The sequence below is a fragment of the Variovorax sp. P4_B10 genome (assembly GCF_056402375.1).
Genome location: NZ_JBFUHN010000004.1, coordinates 23,389 through 40,744, shown reverse-complemented (window position 1 = coordinate 40,744; position 17,356 = coordinate 23,389). Strand labels below are relative to the sequence as shown.

Annotated in this window: 18 protein-coding genes; 11 read left to right on the top strand and 7 right to left on the bottom strand. The window is 67.5% G+C overall.

Annotation, left to right across the window (positions count from 1 at the left end):
- Positions 1-166 precede the first annotated feature (166 nt).
- The 10 genes from AC1DXX_RS03475 (at position 167) to AC1DXX_RS03430 (ending at position 9,456) form a co-directional block, all read left to right on the top strand.
- Positions 167-823 carry a TetR/AcrR family transcriptional regulator gene (locus tag AC1DXX_RS03475; protein WP_478132765.1) on the top strand — a complete coding sequence of 219 codons (657 nt, stop codon included), beginning with the start codon at positions 167-169 and terminating at the stop codon, positions 821-823.
- Positions 824-864: 41 nt separating this feature from the next.
- On the top strand, positions 865-1,596 hold the full coding sequence (locus tag AC1DXX_RS03470; protein ID WP_478132764.1) for a FadR/GntR family transcriptional regulator: 732 nt from the start codon (positions 865-867) through the stop codon (positions 1,594-1,596).
- Positions 1,597-1,659: 63 nt separating this feature from the next.
- Entirely contained in the window at positions 1,660-2,511 is an 852-nt protein-coding gene (locus AC1DXX_RS03465) for a substrate-binding periplasmic protein (protein WP_478132763.1), read from the top strand.
- Between the two features lie 48 nt (positions 2,512-2,559).
- A complete protein-coding gene (locus tag AC1DXX_RS03460) occupies positions 2,560-3,408 on the top strand; it encodes a substrate-binding periplasmic protein (RefSeq protein WP_478132762.1) in 849 nt (282 codons plus the stop codon).
- A 113-nt stretch (positions 3,409-3,521) separates the two neighbouring features.
- Complete coding sequence (locus AC1DXX_RS03455; protein WP_478132761.1) at positions 3,522-4,559, top strand: L-idonate 5-dehydrogenase; 1,038 nt, start codon at positions 3,522-3,524, stop codon at positions 4,557-4,559.
- A 33-nt stretch (positions 4,560-4,592) separates the two neighbouring features.
- Positions 4,593-5,258, top strand: a complete 666-nt coding sequence (locus tag AC1DXX_RS03450; RefSeq protein WP_478132760.1) for an amino acid ABC transporter permease — start codon at positions 4,593-4,595, stop codon at positions 5,256-5,258.
- Between the two features lie 13 nt (positions 5,259-5,271).
- Positions 5,272-5,931, top strand: a complete 660-nt coding sequence (locus AC1DXX_RS03445) for an amino acid ABC transporter permease (RefSeq protein ID WP_478132759.1) — start codon at positions 5,272-5,274, stop codon at positions 5,929-5,931.
- The gene (locus AC1DXX_RS03440; RefSeq protein WP_478132758.1) at positions 5,928-6,710 is read left to right on the top strand and encodes an amino acid ABC transporter ATP-binding protein; all 783 of its coding nucleotides are present in this window, start codon (positions 5,928-5,930) and stop codon (positions 6,708-6,710) included. Before AC1DXX_RS03445 ends, AC1DXX_RS03440 begins: the two co-directional genes overlap by 4 nt.
- 29 nt (positions 6,711-6,739) lie before the next feature.
- Positions 6,740-7,951 (top strand): D-mannonate dehydratase ManD, encoded by a 1,212-nt coding sequence (gene manD, locus AC1DXX_RS03435; protein ID WP_478132757.1) that lies wholly within the window; start codon positions 6,740-6,742, stop codon positions 7,949-7,951.
- Positions 7,952-7,953: 2 nt separating this feature from the next.
- Positions 7,954-9,456 (top strand): mannitol dehydrogenase family protein, encoded by a 1,503-nt coding sequence (locus AC1DXX_RS03430; RefSeq protein WP_478132756.1) that lies wholly within the window; start codon positions 7,954-7,956, stop codon positions 9,454-9,456.
- On the opposite strand, the gene AC1DXX_RS03425 is transcribed toward AC1DXX_RS03430, so the two are convergent.
- From AC1DXX_RS03425 to AC1DXX_RS03410, 4 genes are all read right to left on the bottom strand, one after another.
- On the bottom strand, positions 9,440-9,664 hold the full coding sequence (locus AC1DXX_RS03425; RefSeq protein WP_478132755.1) for a hypothetical protein: 225 nt from the start codon (positions 9,662-9,664) through the stop codon (positions 9,440-9,442). The two genes, AC1DXX_RS03430 and AC1DXX_RS03425, sit on opposite strands and share 17 nt — an antisense overlap.
- 114 nt (positions 9,665-9,778) lie before the next feature.
- A complete protein-coding gene (locus tag AC1DXX_RS03420; protein ID WP_478132754.1) occupies positions 9,779-11,254 on the bottom strand; it encodes a DUF1501 domain-containing protein in 1,476 nt (491 codons plus the stop codon).
- Positions 11,255-11,272: 18 nt separating this feature from the next.
- Entirely contained in the window at positions 11,273-13,096 is a 1,824-nt protein-coding gene (locus AC1DXX_RS03415) for a DUF1800 domain-containing protein (protein ID WP_478132753.1), read from the bottom strand.
- A 188-nt stretch (positions 13,097-13,284) separates the two neighbouring features.
- Complete coding sequence (locus AC1DXX_RS03410; protein ID WP_478132752.1) at positions 13,285-14,232, bottom strand: adenylate/guanylate cyclase domain-containing protein; 948 nt, start codon at positions 14,230-14,232, stop codon at positions 13,285-13,287.
- 429 nt (positions 14,233-14,661) lie between these two features.
- On the opposite strand from AC1DXX_RS03410, the gene AC1DXX_RS03405 reads away from it, so the two are divergent.
- Positions 14,662-14,901 (top strand): hypothetical protein, encoded by a 240-nt coding sequence (locus AC1DXX_RS03405; RefSeq protein WP_478132751.1) that lies wholly within the window; start codon positions 14,662-14,664, stop codon positions 14,899-14,901.
- Positions 14,902-14,946: 45 nt separating this feature from the next.
- Here AC1DXX_RS03405 and AC1DXX_RS03400 read toward each other — a convergent pair whose 3' ends face one another.
- The 3 genes from AC1DXX_RS03400 to AC1DXX_RS03390 are packed head-to-tail and all read right to left on the bottom strand — an operon-like array spanning position 14,947 to position 17,241.
- Positions 14,947-15,897, bottom strand: a complete 951-nt coding sequence (locus AC1DXX_RS03400) for an LD-carboxypeptidase (RefSeq protein ID WP_478132750.1) — start codon at positions 15,895-15,897, stop codon at positions 14,947-14,949.
- Positions 15,894-17,015, bottom strand: a complete 1,122-nt coding sequence (gene tadA / locus AC1DXX_RS03395) for a tRNA adenosine(34) deaminase TadA (protein WP_478132749.1) — start codon at positions 17,013-17,015, stop codon at positions 15,894-15,896. The genes AC1DXX_RS03400 and tadA overlap by 4 nt, the downstream gene beginning before the upstream one ends.
- Complete coding sequence (locus AC1DXX_RS03390; protein ID WP_478132748.1) at positions 17,005-17,241, bottom strand: hypothetical protein; 237 nt, start codon at positions 17,239-17,241, stop codon at positions 17,005-17,007. Before AC1DXX_RS03390 ends, tadA begins: the two co-directional genes overlap by 11 nt.
- Positions 17,242-17,356 lie beyond the last annotated feature (115 nt).

Below are 17,356 nucleotides of genomic sequence, written 5' to 3'. Positions count from 1 at the left end.
ACCCGGTCGCGGCACAGGCGTCCCGTGGGCTGCCGACGCAACGATTCATGACGCCTCCGACCGGGGGTGTTCAGCTTTACCCCGCCGACCGGAGCCGCCTTGCAGCGGCCGCCGCGAACCCCGAAGATGGGCGCGCTCCCTTGGGGCCGCGACCACGGCCAGACCTATGAACTCGATCGTGAAACCCCGCCGCAAGCCCCTGCAGTCACGCGCCTGGATGACCAGCGGCGCCATCCAGGATGCTTTCGTCCTGCTGCTGGTCGAGCGCGGCTACGAGAAGGTGTCGATGCGCGAAATCGCCGGCGTCGCGGGTGTCGGCCTGGGCACCCTGTACCTGTACTTTCCCGGGAAGGACTCGATTGCCGCGGTCACCGTTCGCAGCTGGATGCGCAAGCAGGCCGCGGTCCTGGCGGAGGCGGCCAGGGCGCCGGTGCCGCGCACGGTCGAGCAGACGATCCGCGCCATGGTGGCCGCGCACGTGCGAAGCCTGCTCGGCCAGGCGAACGAATGGCGCGCACTGATGTACCTCGAGCGCCGCATCTCCTCGCCTGCGAGCTACCGCGAGATCTATCGGGAGTTCGTGGGCCTGTTTCGCGATGCCCTCGCCGCATCTTCCGACTGGCCGGCGACGCTCGAGCCGCTGCGCACGGCGTTCAATGCGTTCTCGATGGTCTACGCCATCGTCGAGCAGGCCCTGCTGGTGCAGGACGCCTGTCCCGACACGGAAGAACTCGTGGACGACGTGGAGTGCGCGGTCGGCGGTTACATCCTGAATGCGGCGAACAAGGCAACGGCGAACTTCGCCCGTAGTGGTAAACCATAGGGTCGAAATTGGTGAACCACTTTTAAACTGGCTCACCAATCATGGCAACCATCCACGAACTCCCCCATCTGCCCTCGGCTGAGCCGGACTCCGACCGCTCGTACCAGAAGCTTGCGGCCAGCATTGCCGGCCTCATCACCGAGGGCGAATTCAAGGTGGGCGACCGCCTGCCCTCCGAGCGCGCACTGGCCGACCGCTTCGGCGTCAGCCGCACGCTGGTGCGCGAGGCGATCATCGTCCTGGAGATCCAGGGCAACGTCGAAGTGCGCGGCGGCTCGGGCATCTACGTGTGCGCACCGGCGCCCGGTGCCGTAGCGCCCGCGTCCGCCTACACCCTGTCGCCCGGCCCGGGCCCCTTCGAACTGCTGCGTGCACGCTGCCTGATCGAAGGCGAAATCGCCGCCGTCGCGGCCGAGAACCGCAAGGACGGCGACCTCGACCGCATCTATGCCGCGCTGGCCGAGATGCGCGAGAACATGCACGACAAGGTCGCCAACGAAGCGGCCGACCGCCTGTTCCACCTGCGCATTGCAGAGTCCACCGGCAACAGCGTGCTGCTGCAGATGGTGACCGCGGTGTGGGACCACACCAAGGCGCCGATCTGGTCGCAACTGGAGGCGCACTTCCATACACCGGCGTTGCGCCGTGCCTCGCAGGACGACCACCAGCGCGTGTTCACCGCCCTGCTCCAGCGCGAGCCCGACGCCGCCCGCAAGGCGATGCGCGACCACATCGAACGCGTGATCAGCGAATTCGCACAAGCCTGGCGCTGAGCGCGCGAGAGCGCGCATTCGGCGGTGCGCCGATTTTTTCGATATCGAAACGGAGACAAGACCATGAAATTCCCCCTCCTTCGGGGCCGGGGCAGCCGCGCTGTTGCCCGCTGCACGGCAGTCGCACTGCTTGCCACGGCCGGCGCAGCCGCATTCGCACAACCCGCTCCGGGCGCCAGCCCGCGCATCGACGCGATCCGCAAGGCCGGCGAACTGCGCGTGGGCGTGCTGCAGAACGCACCCTGGCTGATGGAGAACACCACCGGCAACGGCGAGCCCTGGAGCGGTCCGGCCTGGCTGCTGGCCAACGACTATGCGCGGCTGCTCGGCGTGAAGCTGCGCACCGTGCCGGTCTCGCACGAGACCAAGGTGCCGGTGCTCGCGGCCAACCAGGTCGACATGACGATCAGCCCGCTGGGCGAGACGCCGGAGCGGCTCAAGGTGGTGGACTTCGTCATCTACTCCGCCACCAGCGTGTGCATGTTCGGGCGCGCCGACAACGCGAAGCTGAGCCGCGCCACCTCCGTGGACGCGCTCAACCAGCCCGACGTGACCATCGCCTACTTCACCGGCGGCGCCGAAGAGAACTGGGTCAAGGAGCGCTTCCCCAAGGCGAAGCTGCGCGCGGTTGCCAGCTCGGGCGCCACCGCGCCGATCGAGGAAATCATGGCCCGGCGGGCCGATGCGGCGCCGATCAACCGCGTGCCATGGGTCGGCCTGCAACAGAAGGTCAAGGGCCTGGCCGTGCTGCCGAAGGACAACAACTGCCAGTCGAGCACCGAGAAGGCCTCGCCGGTCGGGCTCGCGGTGGACAAGAACCAGCCGGCCTACCTGGACTGGCTGCGCGAGGTGGCACGGGCGCAGAAGCCGCGCCTCGATGCCGACGAAGCCCGCATCGTCGGCGGGCTGAAGTAGAGGCGCCGCGTGCGCACCGCAACACAAACATCCAGCAGGAAGCTCGCCATGAATCCCAACTCTTTTCTGGCCCGCGCATCGCGCGGCGCCGTGCTCGCCGCAACGTTCGCGGCCTTCGGCCCGGCTGCCCTCGCCCAGACGCCACCGGCCCCCGGCGCCAGCCCACGGGTGGATGCCATCCGCAAGGCCGGCGTGCTGCGCGTCGGTGTCGTCAACAACCCGCCCTGGCTGGCGCAGAACACGACCGGCGACGGCGAAGACTGGTCCGGCCCCTCGTGGACGCTGGGCAAGGAGTTCGCCAAGCTGCTGGGCGTGAAGATGGTGCCGGTGCCGGTGAGCCACGAGACCAAGGTGCCCGCGCTGGTCGCCAACCAGATGGACATCATGATCGGCCCGCTGAACCAGACGGCCGAGCGCGCCAAGATCATCGACTTCGTGACCTTCTCGAGCACCGGCGTGTGCATGTTCGGGCGTGCCGACAACCCCAAGTTCACGAGCGCCAAGACGCTCGAGGACTTCAACAAGCCCGAAATCACCGTCGCCTACTTCTCGGGTGCGGGCGAAGAACCGCTGGTGCGCCAGCAGTTCCCCAAGGCCAAGCTGCGCGGCGTGGCCAACTCGGGCTCGGTCGCGCCGATCGAAGAAGTGGTGGCCGGCCGCTCCGACGTGGCGCCGCTCAACCGCATGCTGTGGCCCAACATCAGCAGGAAGGTGAAGGGCCTGGCCGCGTTCCCCAAGGAAAACGACTGCCAGGACAGCAAGATCTTCGAGATCGAGGCCGGCATGGGCGTGGCCAAGGACCAGAAGGTCTACCTCGACTGGCTGCGCACCGTGGCCCAGCGCATGCAGCCCGCACTCTCCGACGAAGAGCGCCGCATGACAAAGAACCTCAAGTGAGCTGAGCGCACAGCCAGCCGCACGTCTCACACGACGCCGCCTGCCGGGCCGCCGCATCGGCGTCGCCCGCGGGTGCCCCTTCGTCTCTTCCAACCGCTCTCGAAGAACCCATCATGCTGAACTGCGAAATTCACGGTGCACGCGACCTGCGCGTGGCCGACATTCCGACCGAAACGCTGTCGCCCACGCAGGTTCGCGTGGCCGTCAAGGCCGTGGGCATCTGCGGCTCCGACCTGCACTACTACCAGCACGGCCGCGTCGGCGATTTCCTGATCCGCGCGCCGCTGACGCCGGGCCACGAAGCGTCCGGGCAGGTGCTGGAGGTGGGTGCGCAGGTCACGTCGGTGCGCCCCGGCGACCGTGTGGCCCTGAATCCGTCGCGCACCTGCGGCCATTGCCGCTTCTGCCGCATGGGCGCTTCGAACCATTGCGAGAACGTGCACTTCTTCGGCAGTGCGAGCAAGTGGCCCCACATGCAGGGCGCGATGCGCGAGCAGGTGGTGGTCGACGCGAGCCAATGCCTGCCGGTGCCCGATGCGCTGTCCTTCGAGCTGGCCGCCTTCGGCGAGCCGCTGGCGGTGGCGCTGCACGCGGTGCAGGAAGCCGGCTCGCTGCTGGGCAAGACGGTGATGGTGGTCGGCGCCGGCCCCATTGGCGCGCTGATCCTCATGGCCGCAAAGCTGGCGGGCGCGAGCCGCCTGATCGCGGTGGACATCGTGGACCAGACGCTGGCGGCCTGCGTTCGCGTGGGCGCCACGCAGACCATCAACGTCGCCAAGGACGCAACGCCGCTGGACGCCTTGGCCGAAGGCAAGGGCCAGGTCGATGTGTGCTTCGAGGTGTCGGGCAACTACGCGGGCCTGGCCAACTGCATCCGGGTGACCCGCCCGCGCGGCACCATCGTGCAGGTGGGCACGCTGAGCGGCAGCAGCGAGGGTTGCCCGCTGAACCAGATCATGGTCAAGAGCCTGTCCTTCGTGGGCAGCTTCCGCTTCATCGACGAGTACGCATGGGCCGTGGACTACCTGAGCCGCGGCGTGCTCGACGTGTCGCCGCTCCTGACCGAGGCCGTGCCCGTGGCCCGCGTGCACGAGGCCTTTGCGCTGGCCGCCGACCGGCAGCGCGCCATGAAGGTGGTCGTCACGTTCTGACGGCCGCCATGCCCTTCCTCTTCCGGAGCTTCCATGGACTTCGACTTCTCGCCCATCGCGGACAACTGGCGCTTCTTTGCCAGCGGTCTGGGCATGACGGTGCTGCTGAGCGTCGTCAGCGCGGTCACCAGCCTGCTGGCCGGGCTGGTGATTGCGCTGCTGCGCCTCTACGGCCCGCGCTGGCTGCGCCCGCTGCTGGTGTTCTACATCGACTCGATGCGCGCCATCCCGGTGCTGGTGGTGCTGATATGGATCTACTTCGCGTTCCCGATCCTCGCGAACGTGACCTTTCCGCCCTTCTGGGCCGCGCTGGTCGCGCTCACGCTGCACATCGCGGCCTATGCGGCCGAGGTCATCCGCGCCGGCATCGAATCGATCCGGCCGGGGCAGACGCGCGCCGCGCTGGCGCTGGGCATGTCGCGCGCCCAGGTCCTGCGCAAGGTGCTGCTGCCGCAGGCCATCGTGCGCATGCTGCCGGCCTTCGGCTCGATCCTCACCATCGCGATCAAGGACACGGCCATCGCCACCGTGATCGCGGTGCCCGAGCTGATGCACCGCGCCGAGACCGTGGCCGGCCAGAGCTACCGCCCCGTGGAGGTGTTCACCGCGGTGATGGTGGCGTACTTCTGCATCCTGTTCCCCGTGACCCGAGGGGTGGACCGGCTGTACCGCCGCTTCGCGCACCTCGGCCGCTCGTAGAAGGGACGCAACCATGACATTCGATTGGTCCGTGATCTGGACGCACCGCGCGGCATTGCTCGAAGGCGCGGCGCTCACGGTGGGCCTGACGGTGCTCACCATGCTGCTGGCGGTGCCGGGCGGCATCGTGCTCGCCTTGATGCGCCTGTCGCCCAACAAGCTGCTGCAGTCGGCCTCGCTCGCCTTCGTGGAGTTCTTTCGCAACCTGCCGCTGATCCTGGTCATCTACTGGGCCTTCTACGTGATGCCCATGGCCTTCGACGTGCAGTTCTCGGCGATCACCACCGCGCTGGTGGCCCTGGTGCTCAACGTGGCGGCCTACAACGCCGAGACCTTTCGCGCCGGCATCAACTCGATCCGCAAGGGCCAGATGGAGGCCGCGCTCGCCATGGGCATGTCGCGCCGGCAGGCGATGTTCAAGGTGGTGATCCCGCAGGCCGGGCGCCGCATCCTGCCGGTGATGGCGAGCACTTGGATCTCGCTGTTCAAGGACACCTCGCTGGTGTCGGTCATCGCCGTCAGCGAACTGGCCTACACCGCCATGCAGATCCGCGCGCAGACCTTCCGCGTGCTGGAGATGCTCACCGCCATGGCCGTTCTCTACTGGCTCATGGGCTACCCGCAAGCCAAGCTGGTGGACTGGATCCACCGCAAATACGGAGTCAAGGAATGAACGCTACTGCATCCCCGCCGGCGCGCAAGAACGCCGACCAGCCGCCCGTGCTGGTCTATGAAAACGTGCGCAAGCTCTATGGCGATTTCGAGGCGCTGCGCGGCGTGTCGCTGCAGGTGCAAAAAGGCGAAGTGATGTGCCTGATCGGCCCCTCGGGCTCGGGCAAGTCCACGCTGCTTCGCTGCACCAACGCGCTCGAAGCCATCGATGGCGGCCGTGTGCTGGTCGACGGCGTTGCGCTGCCGACGCAGGAGTCGCAGGTCCGCAAGGTGCGCCAGCGCATGGGCATGGTGTTCCAGAGCTTCGAGCTGTTTCCGCACAAATCTGCGCTCGACAACGTGGCGATGGGCCCCATCACCGTACTGGGCATGCGCGAGGCCGAGGCCAGGGAACGCGCCATGGCGCTGCTCGAGAAAGTGGGCCTGGCGAACAAGGCCGGCAACTTTCCCGCCAACCTGTCGGGCGGCCAGCAGCAGCGCGTGGCCATTGCCCGCGCGCTGGCCATGGAGCCCGAGGTGATGCTGTTCGACGAGCCCACCTCCGCACTCGACCCCGAGACCGTCGGCGAAGTGCTGACCGTGATGCAGAAGCTGGCGCACGAAGGCATGACCATGATCGTGGTGACCCACGAGATGGGCTTCGCGCGGCGCGTGGCCGACTGGGTCGTGGTGTTCGAGGCCGGCGCCATCATCGAACAGGGCCCGCCGACGCAGATCTTCGACAACCCCACCATGGAGCGCACCCGCGACTTCCTCGGCCACCTCGGCTGGAACGGCTGAACCCCACAAACCCTCAAGACACCAACGCCATGAAAATCACCAACGCCCGCGTCATCGTCTGCAGCCCGGGCCGCAACTTCGTCACGCTCAAGATCGAAACCGATGAGGGCCTCACCGGCATCGGCGACGCCACGCTCAACGGGCGCGAACTCTCCGTGGCGGCGTACCTCACCGAGCATGTCATTCCCTGCCTGATCGGCCGCGATGCGCACCAGATCGAAGACATCTGGCAGTACCTGTACAAGGGCGCCTACTGGCGCCGCGGCCCCGTGACGATGACCGCGATCGCCGCCGTCGACACCGCGCTGTGGGACCTCAAGGCCAAGGCCGCGAACATGCCGCTCTACCAGCTGCTGGGCGGCAAGAGTCGCACCGGCGTGATGGTCTACGGCCACGCCAACGGCCGCGACACCGAGCAGACCGTCGACGAGGTGTTGCGCTACAAGGAAGAAGGCTACCTCGCGATCCGCGCCCAAAGCGGCGTGCCGGGCCTGGAGAAGGTCTACGGCGTGGGCCGCGGCACCATGTTCTACGAACCGGCCGATGCCGACCTGCCGAGCGAGCACGACTGGTCGACCGCCAAGTACCTGGCGCACACGCCGAAGCTGTTCGATGCGGTGCGCAGCGCGGTCGGGCCCGACATTCATCTGCTGCACGACGTGCACCACCGCCTGACGCCCATCGAGGCCGGGCGCCTCGGCAAATCGCTGGAGCCGTTCAACCTGTTCTGGATGGAAGACGCCACGCCGGCCGAAAACCAGGACGCCTTCAAGCTGATCCGCCAGCACACGACCACGCCGCTGGCCGTGGGCGAGATCTTCAACAGCATCTGGGACTGCAAGGACCTGATCCAGAACCAGCTGATCGACTTCATCCGCACCACGGTGGTCCATGCGGGCGGCATCACCCAGCTGCGCCGCATTGCCGACCTGGCCTCGCTCTACCAGGTGCGCACCGGCTGCCACGGCGCGACCGACCTGTCGCCGGTGTGCATGGGCGCGGCGCTGCACTTCGACCTCTGGGTGCCCAATTTCGGCATCCAGGAGTACATGCGCCACACGGACGAGACCGACGCGGTGTTCCCGCATTCATACACCTTCGAGAACGGCATGCTGCATCCCGGCGAAGCGCCGGGCCACGGCGTGGACATCGACGAGGCGCTGGCCGCCAAGTACCCCTACCAGCGCGCCTACCTGCCGGTGAACCGGCTGCAGCACGACGGCACGCTCTGGAACTGGTGAGCATGCAGCGCCTGAACCCCGACGCCCTGCCCCGCGTTCCCCCGGAAGTCGCCCGGCCGCTGTACCGGCGCGAAGCGCTGCAGGCCGGCATCGTCCACCTGGGCGTGGGCGCCTTCCATCGCGCGCACCTCGCGGTCGTCAACGAGGCGGCGCTGCATGCGAGCGGCGACCTGCGCTGGGGCACGGTCGGCGTGTCGTTGCGCGCCGCCGACACGCGCGATGCGCTGCGGCCGCAAGGCGGCCTCTACACCCTGGCACTGCGCGACGCCGCCGAAGACGGCAGCCCGCGGGAGTCGCTGCAAGTCATCGGCAACCTGCTCGACGTGTTGGTTGCGCCGGAAGACCCGCAAGCCGTGCTCGAGCGCATCGCCCATCCGGACACGCGCATCGTCGGCCTGACGATCACCGAGAAGGGCTACCACCACGACCCGGCCACCGGCGTACTGCGGCTGGACGATGCCGATATCGCGCACGACCTCGCGCACCCCGAAGCGCCGCGCACCATGCCCGGCTTCGTCGTGCATGCGCTGGGCCTTCGGCGCCGCCGCTCGCTGGCGCCGGTCACGCTGCTGTCCTGCGACAACCTGCCCGCCAACGGCGACACCTTGCGCGGCATCGTGCTGGCCTTCGCGCAGCAGGTGGACGACGGCCTGCGCGAATGGATCGAGGCGCACTGCACCTTTCCCAATTCGATGGTGGACCGCATCGTGCCGCGCACCACCGACGACGACCGCGCGCGCATCTCGGCGCGCCTCGGCGTCGAAGATGCATGGCCCGTGATCGGCGAGCCCTTTCTCGAATGGGTGGTGGAAGACCGCTTCGCGAACGGGCGGCCGGACTGGGCCGCAGGCGGTGCGCGCTTCGTCGAGCACGCCGAGCCCTTCGAGCGGCTGAAGCTGCGCATGGTCAACGGCAGCCATTCGGCGCTCGCTTATCTGGGCGCGATGGCCGGGCTCCGCACGGTGGACCGCGCGATGGCCGAACCGGCGCTGCGCAACTACATCGACGCCCTGATGCGCGAGGAAATCGCCCCCACGCTGCCGGCGATGCAGGGCCTCGACCTGGACGGCTACCGGACGCGCCTGCTGCAGCGCTTCTCGAACCCCGCGCTGCAGCACCAGACGAAACAGATCGCGATGGACGGCTCGCAGAAACTGCCGCAGCGCCTGCTCGGCACGGTGCGCGACCGGCTCCGTGCCGGCCTGCCCATCGACCGGCTTGCGCTGGCGGTGGCCGCGTGGATCCACTACCTGCGCGGCACCGACGAAACCGGCGCCTCGCACGAAATACAGGATCCGCTGGCCGCCGCTCTGGCCGCCAGGCTCGCGCAGGCAAACACGGCCGGCTCGGTGCACGACCGCATCGCGTTCTTCACCGGCTTCGCACCGGTCTTCGGCGAGCTGGGCGGCGAGCCGCGCTTTGTCTCGGCGGTGGCCCATCAGGTCCGGCTGCTCGAGGAATGCGGCGTGATCGCGGCCCTGGAGAAAACTAGCGCATCGCCTTGAAGCGGTAGAGCCGGAACCCGTCCTTCTGCACGAAGCTGATGGGCTCCCAGCCGCGCGCCAGCGCGCGATCGGCGATCTGCGCCATCTGCAGGCCGATGGCATCCTGCAGGTTGTCCGCCACGGCGAGGTCGAATTTCCGGATCTCGCGGTCGAACCCCTCCACGGCGGCGATGGCGTCGTCCACCTCGGTGAAAGGCATCACGCTCATTGAAAAACCTCCGCGCCTCGCGCTGCGGCACTGGAAACAGCCCGGCGGCTCATTGGGTAACCTCCGTGCTACGCACTGCGGTGCGAGCTTGCTTGGGGCGGCCCGGCGCGGCGCTCATGCCATGAACCCCACGTCTCTCGGATAGGCAATGCCGCTCGGCGCGGTCATGCCGAAGTTCTTGAGGTTGGGCAGGATGCCGTTGAGCTCGGCATCGGGCACGCCGAACCAGCGCGCCAGCGTGCCCGCGTACTGGTCGACCGAGGTGGTGGGCAGCAGGCGGCCCTGGCCCACATGCCATTGGTCGGCGTCGGAGATGGTGTTGGTGATGCTCACCGGCGGCGCCGTGCCGTACAGCGCGTTGCCCTTCACCGCCCCGCCGACCACGAAATGATGGCTGCCCCAACCATGGTCGGAACCATTGCTGTTGCTCGACAGCGTGCGCCCGAAGTCGGACGCGGTGAATGCCGTCACCTTGTCGGCCACGCCGAGCACGCCCATCTGGTCGTGGAAGGCGACCAGCGCATCCGACAGCTTCTGCATCAGACCGGGCTGCCGCGTGATCAGGTCGTCGTGCAGGTCGAAGCCGCCCATCGAGACGAAGAACACCTGGCGCTTCACCCCCAGCGCACTGCGCCCGCGGATCAGGCGCGCCACCATCTTGAGCTGGTCGGCCAGGTTGTTCTGGGCCGGGAAGGTGCCGGGCGCGAAATCCGACTGGATGGCGTCGGTGATCTTTCCCTCGGCGGCAACCGCGCGCTTGGTGACCTTGTTGTATTCGTTCTCGAGCGTGTGGCCGCTCTCGCGCTGCGTGATCTGCTGCATGGCGGCTTTCACCGTCGCGGAACCGAAGAGATTGCCGCCGGCGCCGCTCACCGCGCCGATGCGAACCGCACCGCCCGTTCCCACCTGGTACTGCAGCGCCTGGTCACCCGACAGGAACACGGCATTGCCCGCCACCGACATGCAGGTGAAGAGCGACCCCGCGTTCGGCGCGAGCGCCAGGTCGCCCAGGTTGCCGCCCCAGCCGACGGTCGAACCTTCGGGCGAGGACGACTGCCAGATCGATTGCTGGTCGTTGTGCGAGAACAGCTTGGGCGGAATCGGAAAGTCCCGGCGGTTGCTGCCGTTGTACTGCGCCCGCGTCAGCGGCTTGATCAGCGGGCCGACGTTCAGCTGCACCGCGACCTTGCCCTGGTTGTTGAAGAGATCGGCCAGCTTCGTCATCGAGGGATGCAGGGCATACACGCGGCCATCGGGCAGTGCCTGCGCCGGCCTGAGTTCGGTCGCTGCCAGCGCGGCCCGCGCCAGCGCAATGCCGCCGCCCGCCTCGCCGTCGCCACCGCGGATGAGGCTGTATTTGCCGTAGCTGTCGGCGTCGTAGGTGACGACCGTGTTCGCATAGTCGTTGCCGCCGAAGAGAAAGACGCACACCAGCGCCCGGTAGTCGTCGCCGGGCGCGGCCTGCGCGGCGGCTTCGCCCATGGCGGCGAGGTTGAGCGCGAACGGCAGCGCGGTGCCGGCCATCGCGAGTTGGCCCGTGCGGCGCAGGAAGGCGCGGCGCGTGTGCTGGGCGGGATTGATCAGGTACATGGACAAATGGCTCCCGCGTTATTTCTGGACAAGGTATTCGGGCGAACCCATCACCATGAGGATGGCGGCACAGATGCGATTGAGCTTCGCGCCGTCGCTGCTTGCCGCCGTGAGGTTGGGCGTGCCGAGCGCGGTGGTGATGAGGGTGACGGTGGCGGGCATCAGCTGGTTGCCGGTCAGCAGCAGGTTGAGCCGGCGCACCAGCGCCGCCGGGTCGAGCACCAGCGCCTTCTCGGCGGCGTAGCTCGCCACCACGTCCTTGCTGTTGAAGCCGTTGGGCAGCACGTTCTGCATGAAGTTGAGATAGCTCCCCACGCTGCTTTCATTGACCAGCTGGAACTCGGGCGCGACCAGCTTGTTGCTGGCGATGGCGGTCGACGGCGGCACGTAGCCGGGCCGGAAGAAATTGAACACCGAGGGCGAGCGCAGCGGGCTCTGGCCGATGCCGAAGCTCGCATCCGAGGTGATGCCGATCTTCCAGGCGTCGGTGGCCGAGCCGATGCCGCAGGTGCGGCCCCATTGCACGAGCCGCAGCATGGGCTCGCGCAGGCGCCCGAAGTTCGGATCGGACAGGCCGGCCGGGCCGCGCGCCTCGTCGTCGAGCAGCACGGCCGCGAACACGCTCTTCATGTCGCCGCGCACGCCGGTGCCGTTGTTGGCAAAGATGTCGGCCACGCGCTTGACGTAGGCCGGGCTCGGGTTGCTCGTCACCAGCCGCTGGATCAGCTGTTTGCCGATGAAGGGGCCGACGTTCGGGTGGTTGAAGAGCGTGTCGAGCGCGATCTTCAGCGCAGCCGGCCCGGGGGTGCCGCCGGGCACGGTGGCACCGAGGAACCGGGCCTCGAGCATCGAGTGGTTCCCGGCCGTGTAGGCCATCGGGCGCCTGGTCCAGTCCTTGGTGTCGAAGGAGCCCCCCCCGCCCGGTGGCGTGAAGCCGTTGCGCTCCGCCGTCTTGATGTCGAGGTCGTAGCCGGTGAAGACGCGCGCGAGGTTGGTCACGTCGTCCTGCGTGTAGGTGTCGAGCGGCTGGCCGTCGGAACCGGTCTTCACCGTGCCGTCGGCATTGAGCTGCGACAGGCCGATGGTCATGAGCTGCATGACTTCGCGCGCGTAGTTCTCGTCGGGCTGCCGGCCCCTGCCGTCTTCCTTCCGGTTGCCCCGGGTGTTCAGGTAGAAACCCATCGCGGGATTCAGCGTCACGTCTTCCAGCAGGTTGCGGAAGTTGCCGGTGACGCCGGCCACCAGCATGTCCCAGTACTGGCACATCGTGGCGCTGGGCCAGTTCGAGCCGATCTCGTTGGCGGAGACCACGAAGATCTCGCTGAGCGCCAGCGCCATGCGCTTGCGCGCCGGGTCGACCGACGCCATCAGTTGGCGCCAGATCGCGGCATCGATGTCGGCCGTGTCGTAGGGCTTGCTGTCGAGCCACTCCCAGGCCGACTGCGCGCGCGGCGCGCCGAACTGTTCGCTGAGCCAGGGCAGGTAGCCCTTGTTGCGCACGTCCGCGATCTCGGCGTCCGAGGCCGAGAACTGCGCCTGCAGCAGGAAGCGCGCGGCTTCGTCGTCGGTCTTCGCCTGGGGGTATCGATAGGGTCCTGCATCGGGTGCCTGGCCACCACCACCGCCGATCGGCAAGGCAAAGCCTCCGCCTCCCCCACCGCTTCCGCCGCCGCCACCACCGCAGGCCGCCAGTGCGGCCGCGATGGAAAACGTCGCCAGCGCCTTCAAGGGCCGGGACGATGCCGGCGCTGCTTGCGCATCGGCCGTATCTGCTGTCGGCGCATCGACGTACGCCAATTCGTCGGCCACGCTTGCGCTGCCGGCTTCAATCCGTTCCACCATGTTTCCTCGCTCCTGCGGCGTTTCGCGCCGGTAGAGCTGCTCAAGGCAAGTGCTGTGCCCTGCGGAAATCGGTGGCCGACCCGCGCAAAAACGGGTGCGTCAATCCAATAATTGTGACTTTATGTGACTTTTTCGTCACCTAAGAAACAAAATTGGCAACTCAAAAGGCCTCATTCGGCATCCATCGCTCAGAGCCCCATCTCGCGGCGCGAAAGCATCACGTCGCCGCCGGTTGTGTTGAAGGCAATGGTCGGGGCGCTGAAATCGCTCAGCGGCGCGCCCAGGCCGATTTCGCCGCGGCCATGCAGCACGCATTCTTCGCGGCGCAATGCGATCTCGGTGCTCGGCCCGCCGTTGCCCTGGAAGCGGACCCAGGTCCCGTAGGTGCTGATGTCGATCAGCACGCAGCTGCCCTGCCGCATCTCGATGCGCGCATGCAGCCGGGACACGCGGGGGTCGTTGACCACGAACTGGGCATCGTTGACGCGGCCCAGGTGAATCGGCAACTGCTCGCTGCTGAACATGGAGCGGACGTCGAGCCAGGACAGCTCGATCTGGCCAAACGTCGAGTCCGGTATCCGCAGCGGTGCCAGCGCGGCCGGCACCGTGAGAAAGGAGGTCACGTCCTCCTGCCAGTCGATCCGGTGCACCACCGACATCTCGCTGCGGCCGCGGATGTTGATCAGGCCGAGGTCGCGGTGCTGCACCGTACCATCGCGCAACTGCGAGATCACCGCGTCGGTCACCCAGATCTGCCCGGGTCCGGCCAGGTCGCTGAGCCGCGATGCCAGGTTGACCGCATCGCCGAAGCAATCGCCTTCGACCTCGACCACCTCGCCGCTGGCCACCCCGATCTGCAGCGCCATGCGCAGCGGCGCGGGCCAGCCCTGCAGGCGCTTCTGGTGGTAGCGCTGGAGTTCGATCACCGCGTGCGTGGCGGCTGCACCGCTCGTGAAGATGGCGAATACGCCGTCTCCGAGCGACTTCACCACGCGCCCGCCGTGCGCCTGGCATACGCCGCCGATCCATTGGGTCAGACGCGTCACCGTCTCGGTGGCTCGTGCATTCCCCATGGCCTCGAAGACCCTGGTACTCCCAGTCAAGTCCGCGAATACGACTGTGGAATTGACACCCATACTTTTGTGTATCTCGATAGCAATCGCCGGTTGATTATGGTCAAGATTCCTTGCGGGCTCCTGCAGGCGTTTTGTTTGACGTATTCCTGCTGCGAAAACGACGATCCGTGTAATTCCTTCGTTGAAGTTTCACCCTTGTGCCGACAACATGAGAGGAACAGATGCCCGAATCGACCCCGCGCGAGTAGTACTTTTGATATCACATTTCAACGGGCATTGAAAATGATACGTAAAGCTTGTTGTTTACAAACAAGAAACACTGTTTCATATCTTGTGCAACGGTGAACTGGAGCTTAAGGTAGCGGCCGTCCTGGCTTTACTGCTTTTAGTCACATGGTGCTCCTCCGCCGCATTTTTCGTCTCCTGAACGTGCCCGGTTTCGGTTCTCGCCAGGCGTCGGAGAGCCAATTGGGACGGATCCGCACGGCCATGCTGTCGGTGCTCCCGGCCCACGGTGGCCATTCGATCCAGCGCGTCAGCCAGCGCGTGCGCTTCGCAGTCGATGTCGAAGCCCTCTGGTACCTGCGCCAGGACGTGATGACGGCCCTCAGCGCCATCGATGGCGAATCGGCCGCCCGCCGCCAGATGAAAGCCATCAACACCATGTTCGAGGGCGGCCTGCCTGGCTCGATGGGTCCTCGCACCCATCAGCGCTTCACCAACAACTGAGGCCGGCGCGGCCTTCGACGGCCGTCCCTCCTCGTGTTGTTCCGGTCAGTGCGCGTGATCATGGTCGTGCGAATGGGCATGCCGATGCCCCCACACAAGGAACACGTCGCGCCCTTCGGCCGCCAGCGCCACCTTGGCCCCCACGGGCAGCAGCACCTTCGTCGGCACATGGCCGAACGGCAGGCCGGTGAGCACCGGCACCTTGAGTGACGCGCGAAGCCGATCCACCACTGCATCGAACCCGAAACCCCGGTCGTAGCCCGGCACCTTGCGCATGCCGGTGAACTGGCCGAACACGATGGCCCGCTGACGCGCCAGCACGCCGGCCATCTTCAGCTGGTCGAGCATGCGCTCGATGCGGTAGGGATGCTCGTTCGTGTCCTCGATGAACAGCACGCCCTTGTCGACCGCGGGGAAGTACGGCGTTCCGAGCAGGCTGGCCAGCACGCAGAGGTTGCCGCCCCAGAGCACGGCGTCCTGCACCGGCTTCACCTTCAGTTCGGCATCGCGCACCGGCATGCGCCAGCCGGTACCTTCGCCCTGCCCGCTCAGCAGGTCGTCGAAGCAGGCCTCCATGATGTCGTCGGCGCCCGCTTCGGCGCCGAAGTCTTCGCCGACGGCGGGACCGGCCCAGGTGACGGCACCGGTCTTGGCGAGCAGCGCGCTCTGCAGCGCGGTGAAGTCGCTGCAGCCGACGAACTCGGTGCCCTTCTGGATGGCCTTGGCCACGGCCTTGTACGGAATCGCATCGAGGATGCGCGTGAGGCCGTAGCCGCCGCGCGCGATGAGCGCGATGTCGGCACCGCTGGCGGCGGCGCGCGAAATGGCCGCGAGTCGCGTGGCATCGTCGCCCGCAAAGCGTTGGTGAGCGGAGAGCGCCGCCTCGTCGACCTCGACTTCATGGCCCAGTGCCTTGAGCCTCTTGACGCCGCGGCGGAAGGCGGCCTTGTCGCGAATCGCGCTGGAGGGAGAGTAGATGTAGATGTGTTTGGTCACGAGGTCGAGTATCCCATTGCGTTGCGCACCTGCTCTGCAAGCGTCGCGGCTTGCGCTGCTGTCGGACCCGACGAGGAAGCGATGGGCCCCAGTGTCCGCAGCGCGGCTTCGTAGCCGCGATCGGGATAAGGCGCGCACCATGCGTCCTTGATGCGCGCGCCGCCATCCGGCGCGACGAGCACGGCCGCGAAGCGCCCGGCCGCAGCCGACCGCAGCAGCGATGCAAGGCCGGACGCGGCGGCGCTGTGCACCAGCACCATCGGCCCCGGCTGCGCGCGGTCCAGCCATTCGAGCAGCACATCGCGATGCCATTCGAGCCGGTGTGCGGTCTTGCGCTTGGGCTTGTCGCTCTTGCCGAAGCCGATCAGGTCGGGCACCAGCGTGCGCAATCCCGGCGAGCCAACCAGGTGGCGGAAAAAGTAGCCCCATTCACCGGGACCGTGCAGGCACAGGCAGCAGGCGACCTCGCCGTCTTCGCTGCGGGGCCGCTCTTCGTCCACGTAGTGCATGCGCCAGCCCTGCAGGCTCTGCAGGTCCTGAACGTAGTGCGGCGCGAAGGCGTACTCGCCCAGGGCGGCAAAGCGCTCGGCCGGGGTGCGCAGCGCATCGTCGCGCAAGGGCTGCGCCTGCTCGCGCGCCGCGCTGCGCCGCAGCTGGAAGAAATCCTGCAGCACCGCACTGCACGCCTCGGCGAGCACTCCACCCTGCACCCGGGTGTGGTGGTTCAGCCGCGGCTCGGCGAAAAGGTCGAGCACCGAACCGGCCGCGCCGGTCTTGGGGTCGGCCGCGCCGAACACCACCCGCGACAGGCGCGAATGCAGCATCGCGCCCGCGCACATGGCACAGGGTTCGAGCGTGACGAACAGCTCGCAGCCGTCGAGCCGGTAGTTGCCGAGCGCGGCGGCACCGGTGCGCAGCGCATTGATCTCGGCGTGGGCGCTCGGGTCGTGCTGCGCCACGGGCGCGTTGCGGCCGGTTGCGATGACCCGGCCGTCCTTGACCAGCACCGCGCCGACGGGCACTTCGCCCGCTTCGGCCGCAAGGCGCGCCTCGGCCAGCGCGAGCGCCATCCAGTGCGCGTCGCTCGCCTGCGAAGGTGACGCAGACTCAGTTGTCATCCGGCAGCTTGCGCGCCTGCGCCGCGGCGTCGAGCGCTTCCTTGACCTGCTTCTGGACCTGTTGGGCCTGCGTGCGCACATCGGCAGGCGCTTCGCCGGGCGCGGGCGCGGCGGCACCGGGCACGGACGGCAATGCGGTGGCAGCGGAAGTCGTCATCTGTTTTTTCGCGATCAATCCGACGATCACGAGTGCCAGCACCAGGCCGAGCAATCCGAACATGCGCATCTCAGTTTTCCATCTCTTGTTGTGTTGCGGGGGGCTTTTGTTCAGGGTGCTGTTGTTCGGGGCGCGTGCACAGGGCACCGGGTGCTCCCCTCCGCGAATGTCCCCCGCTTCGCTC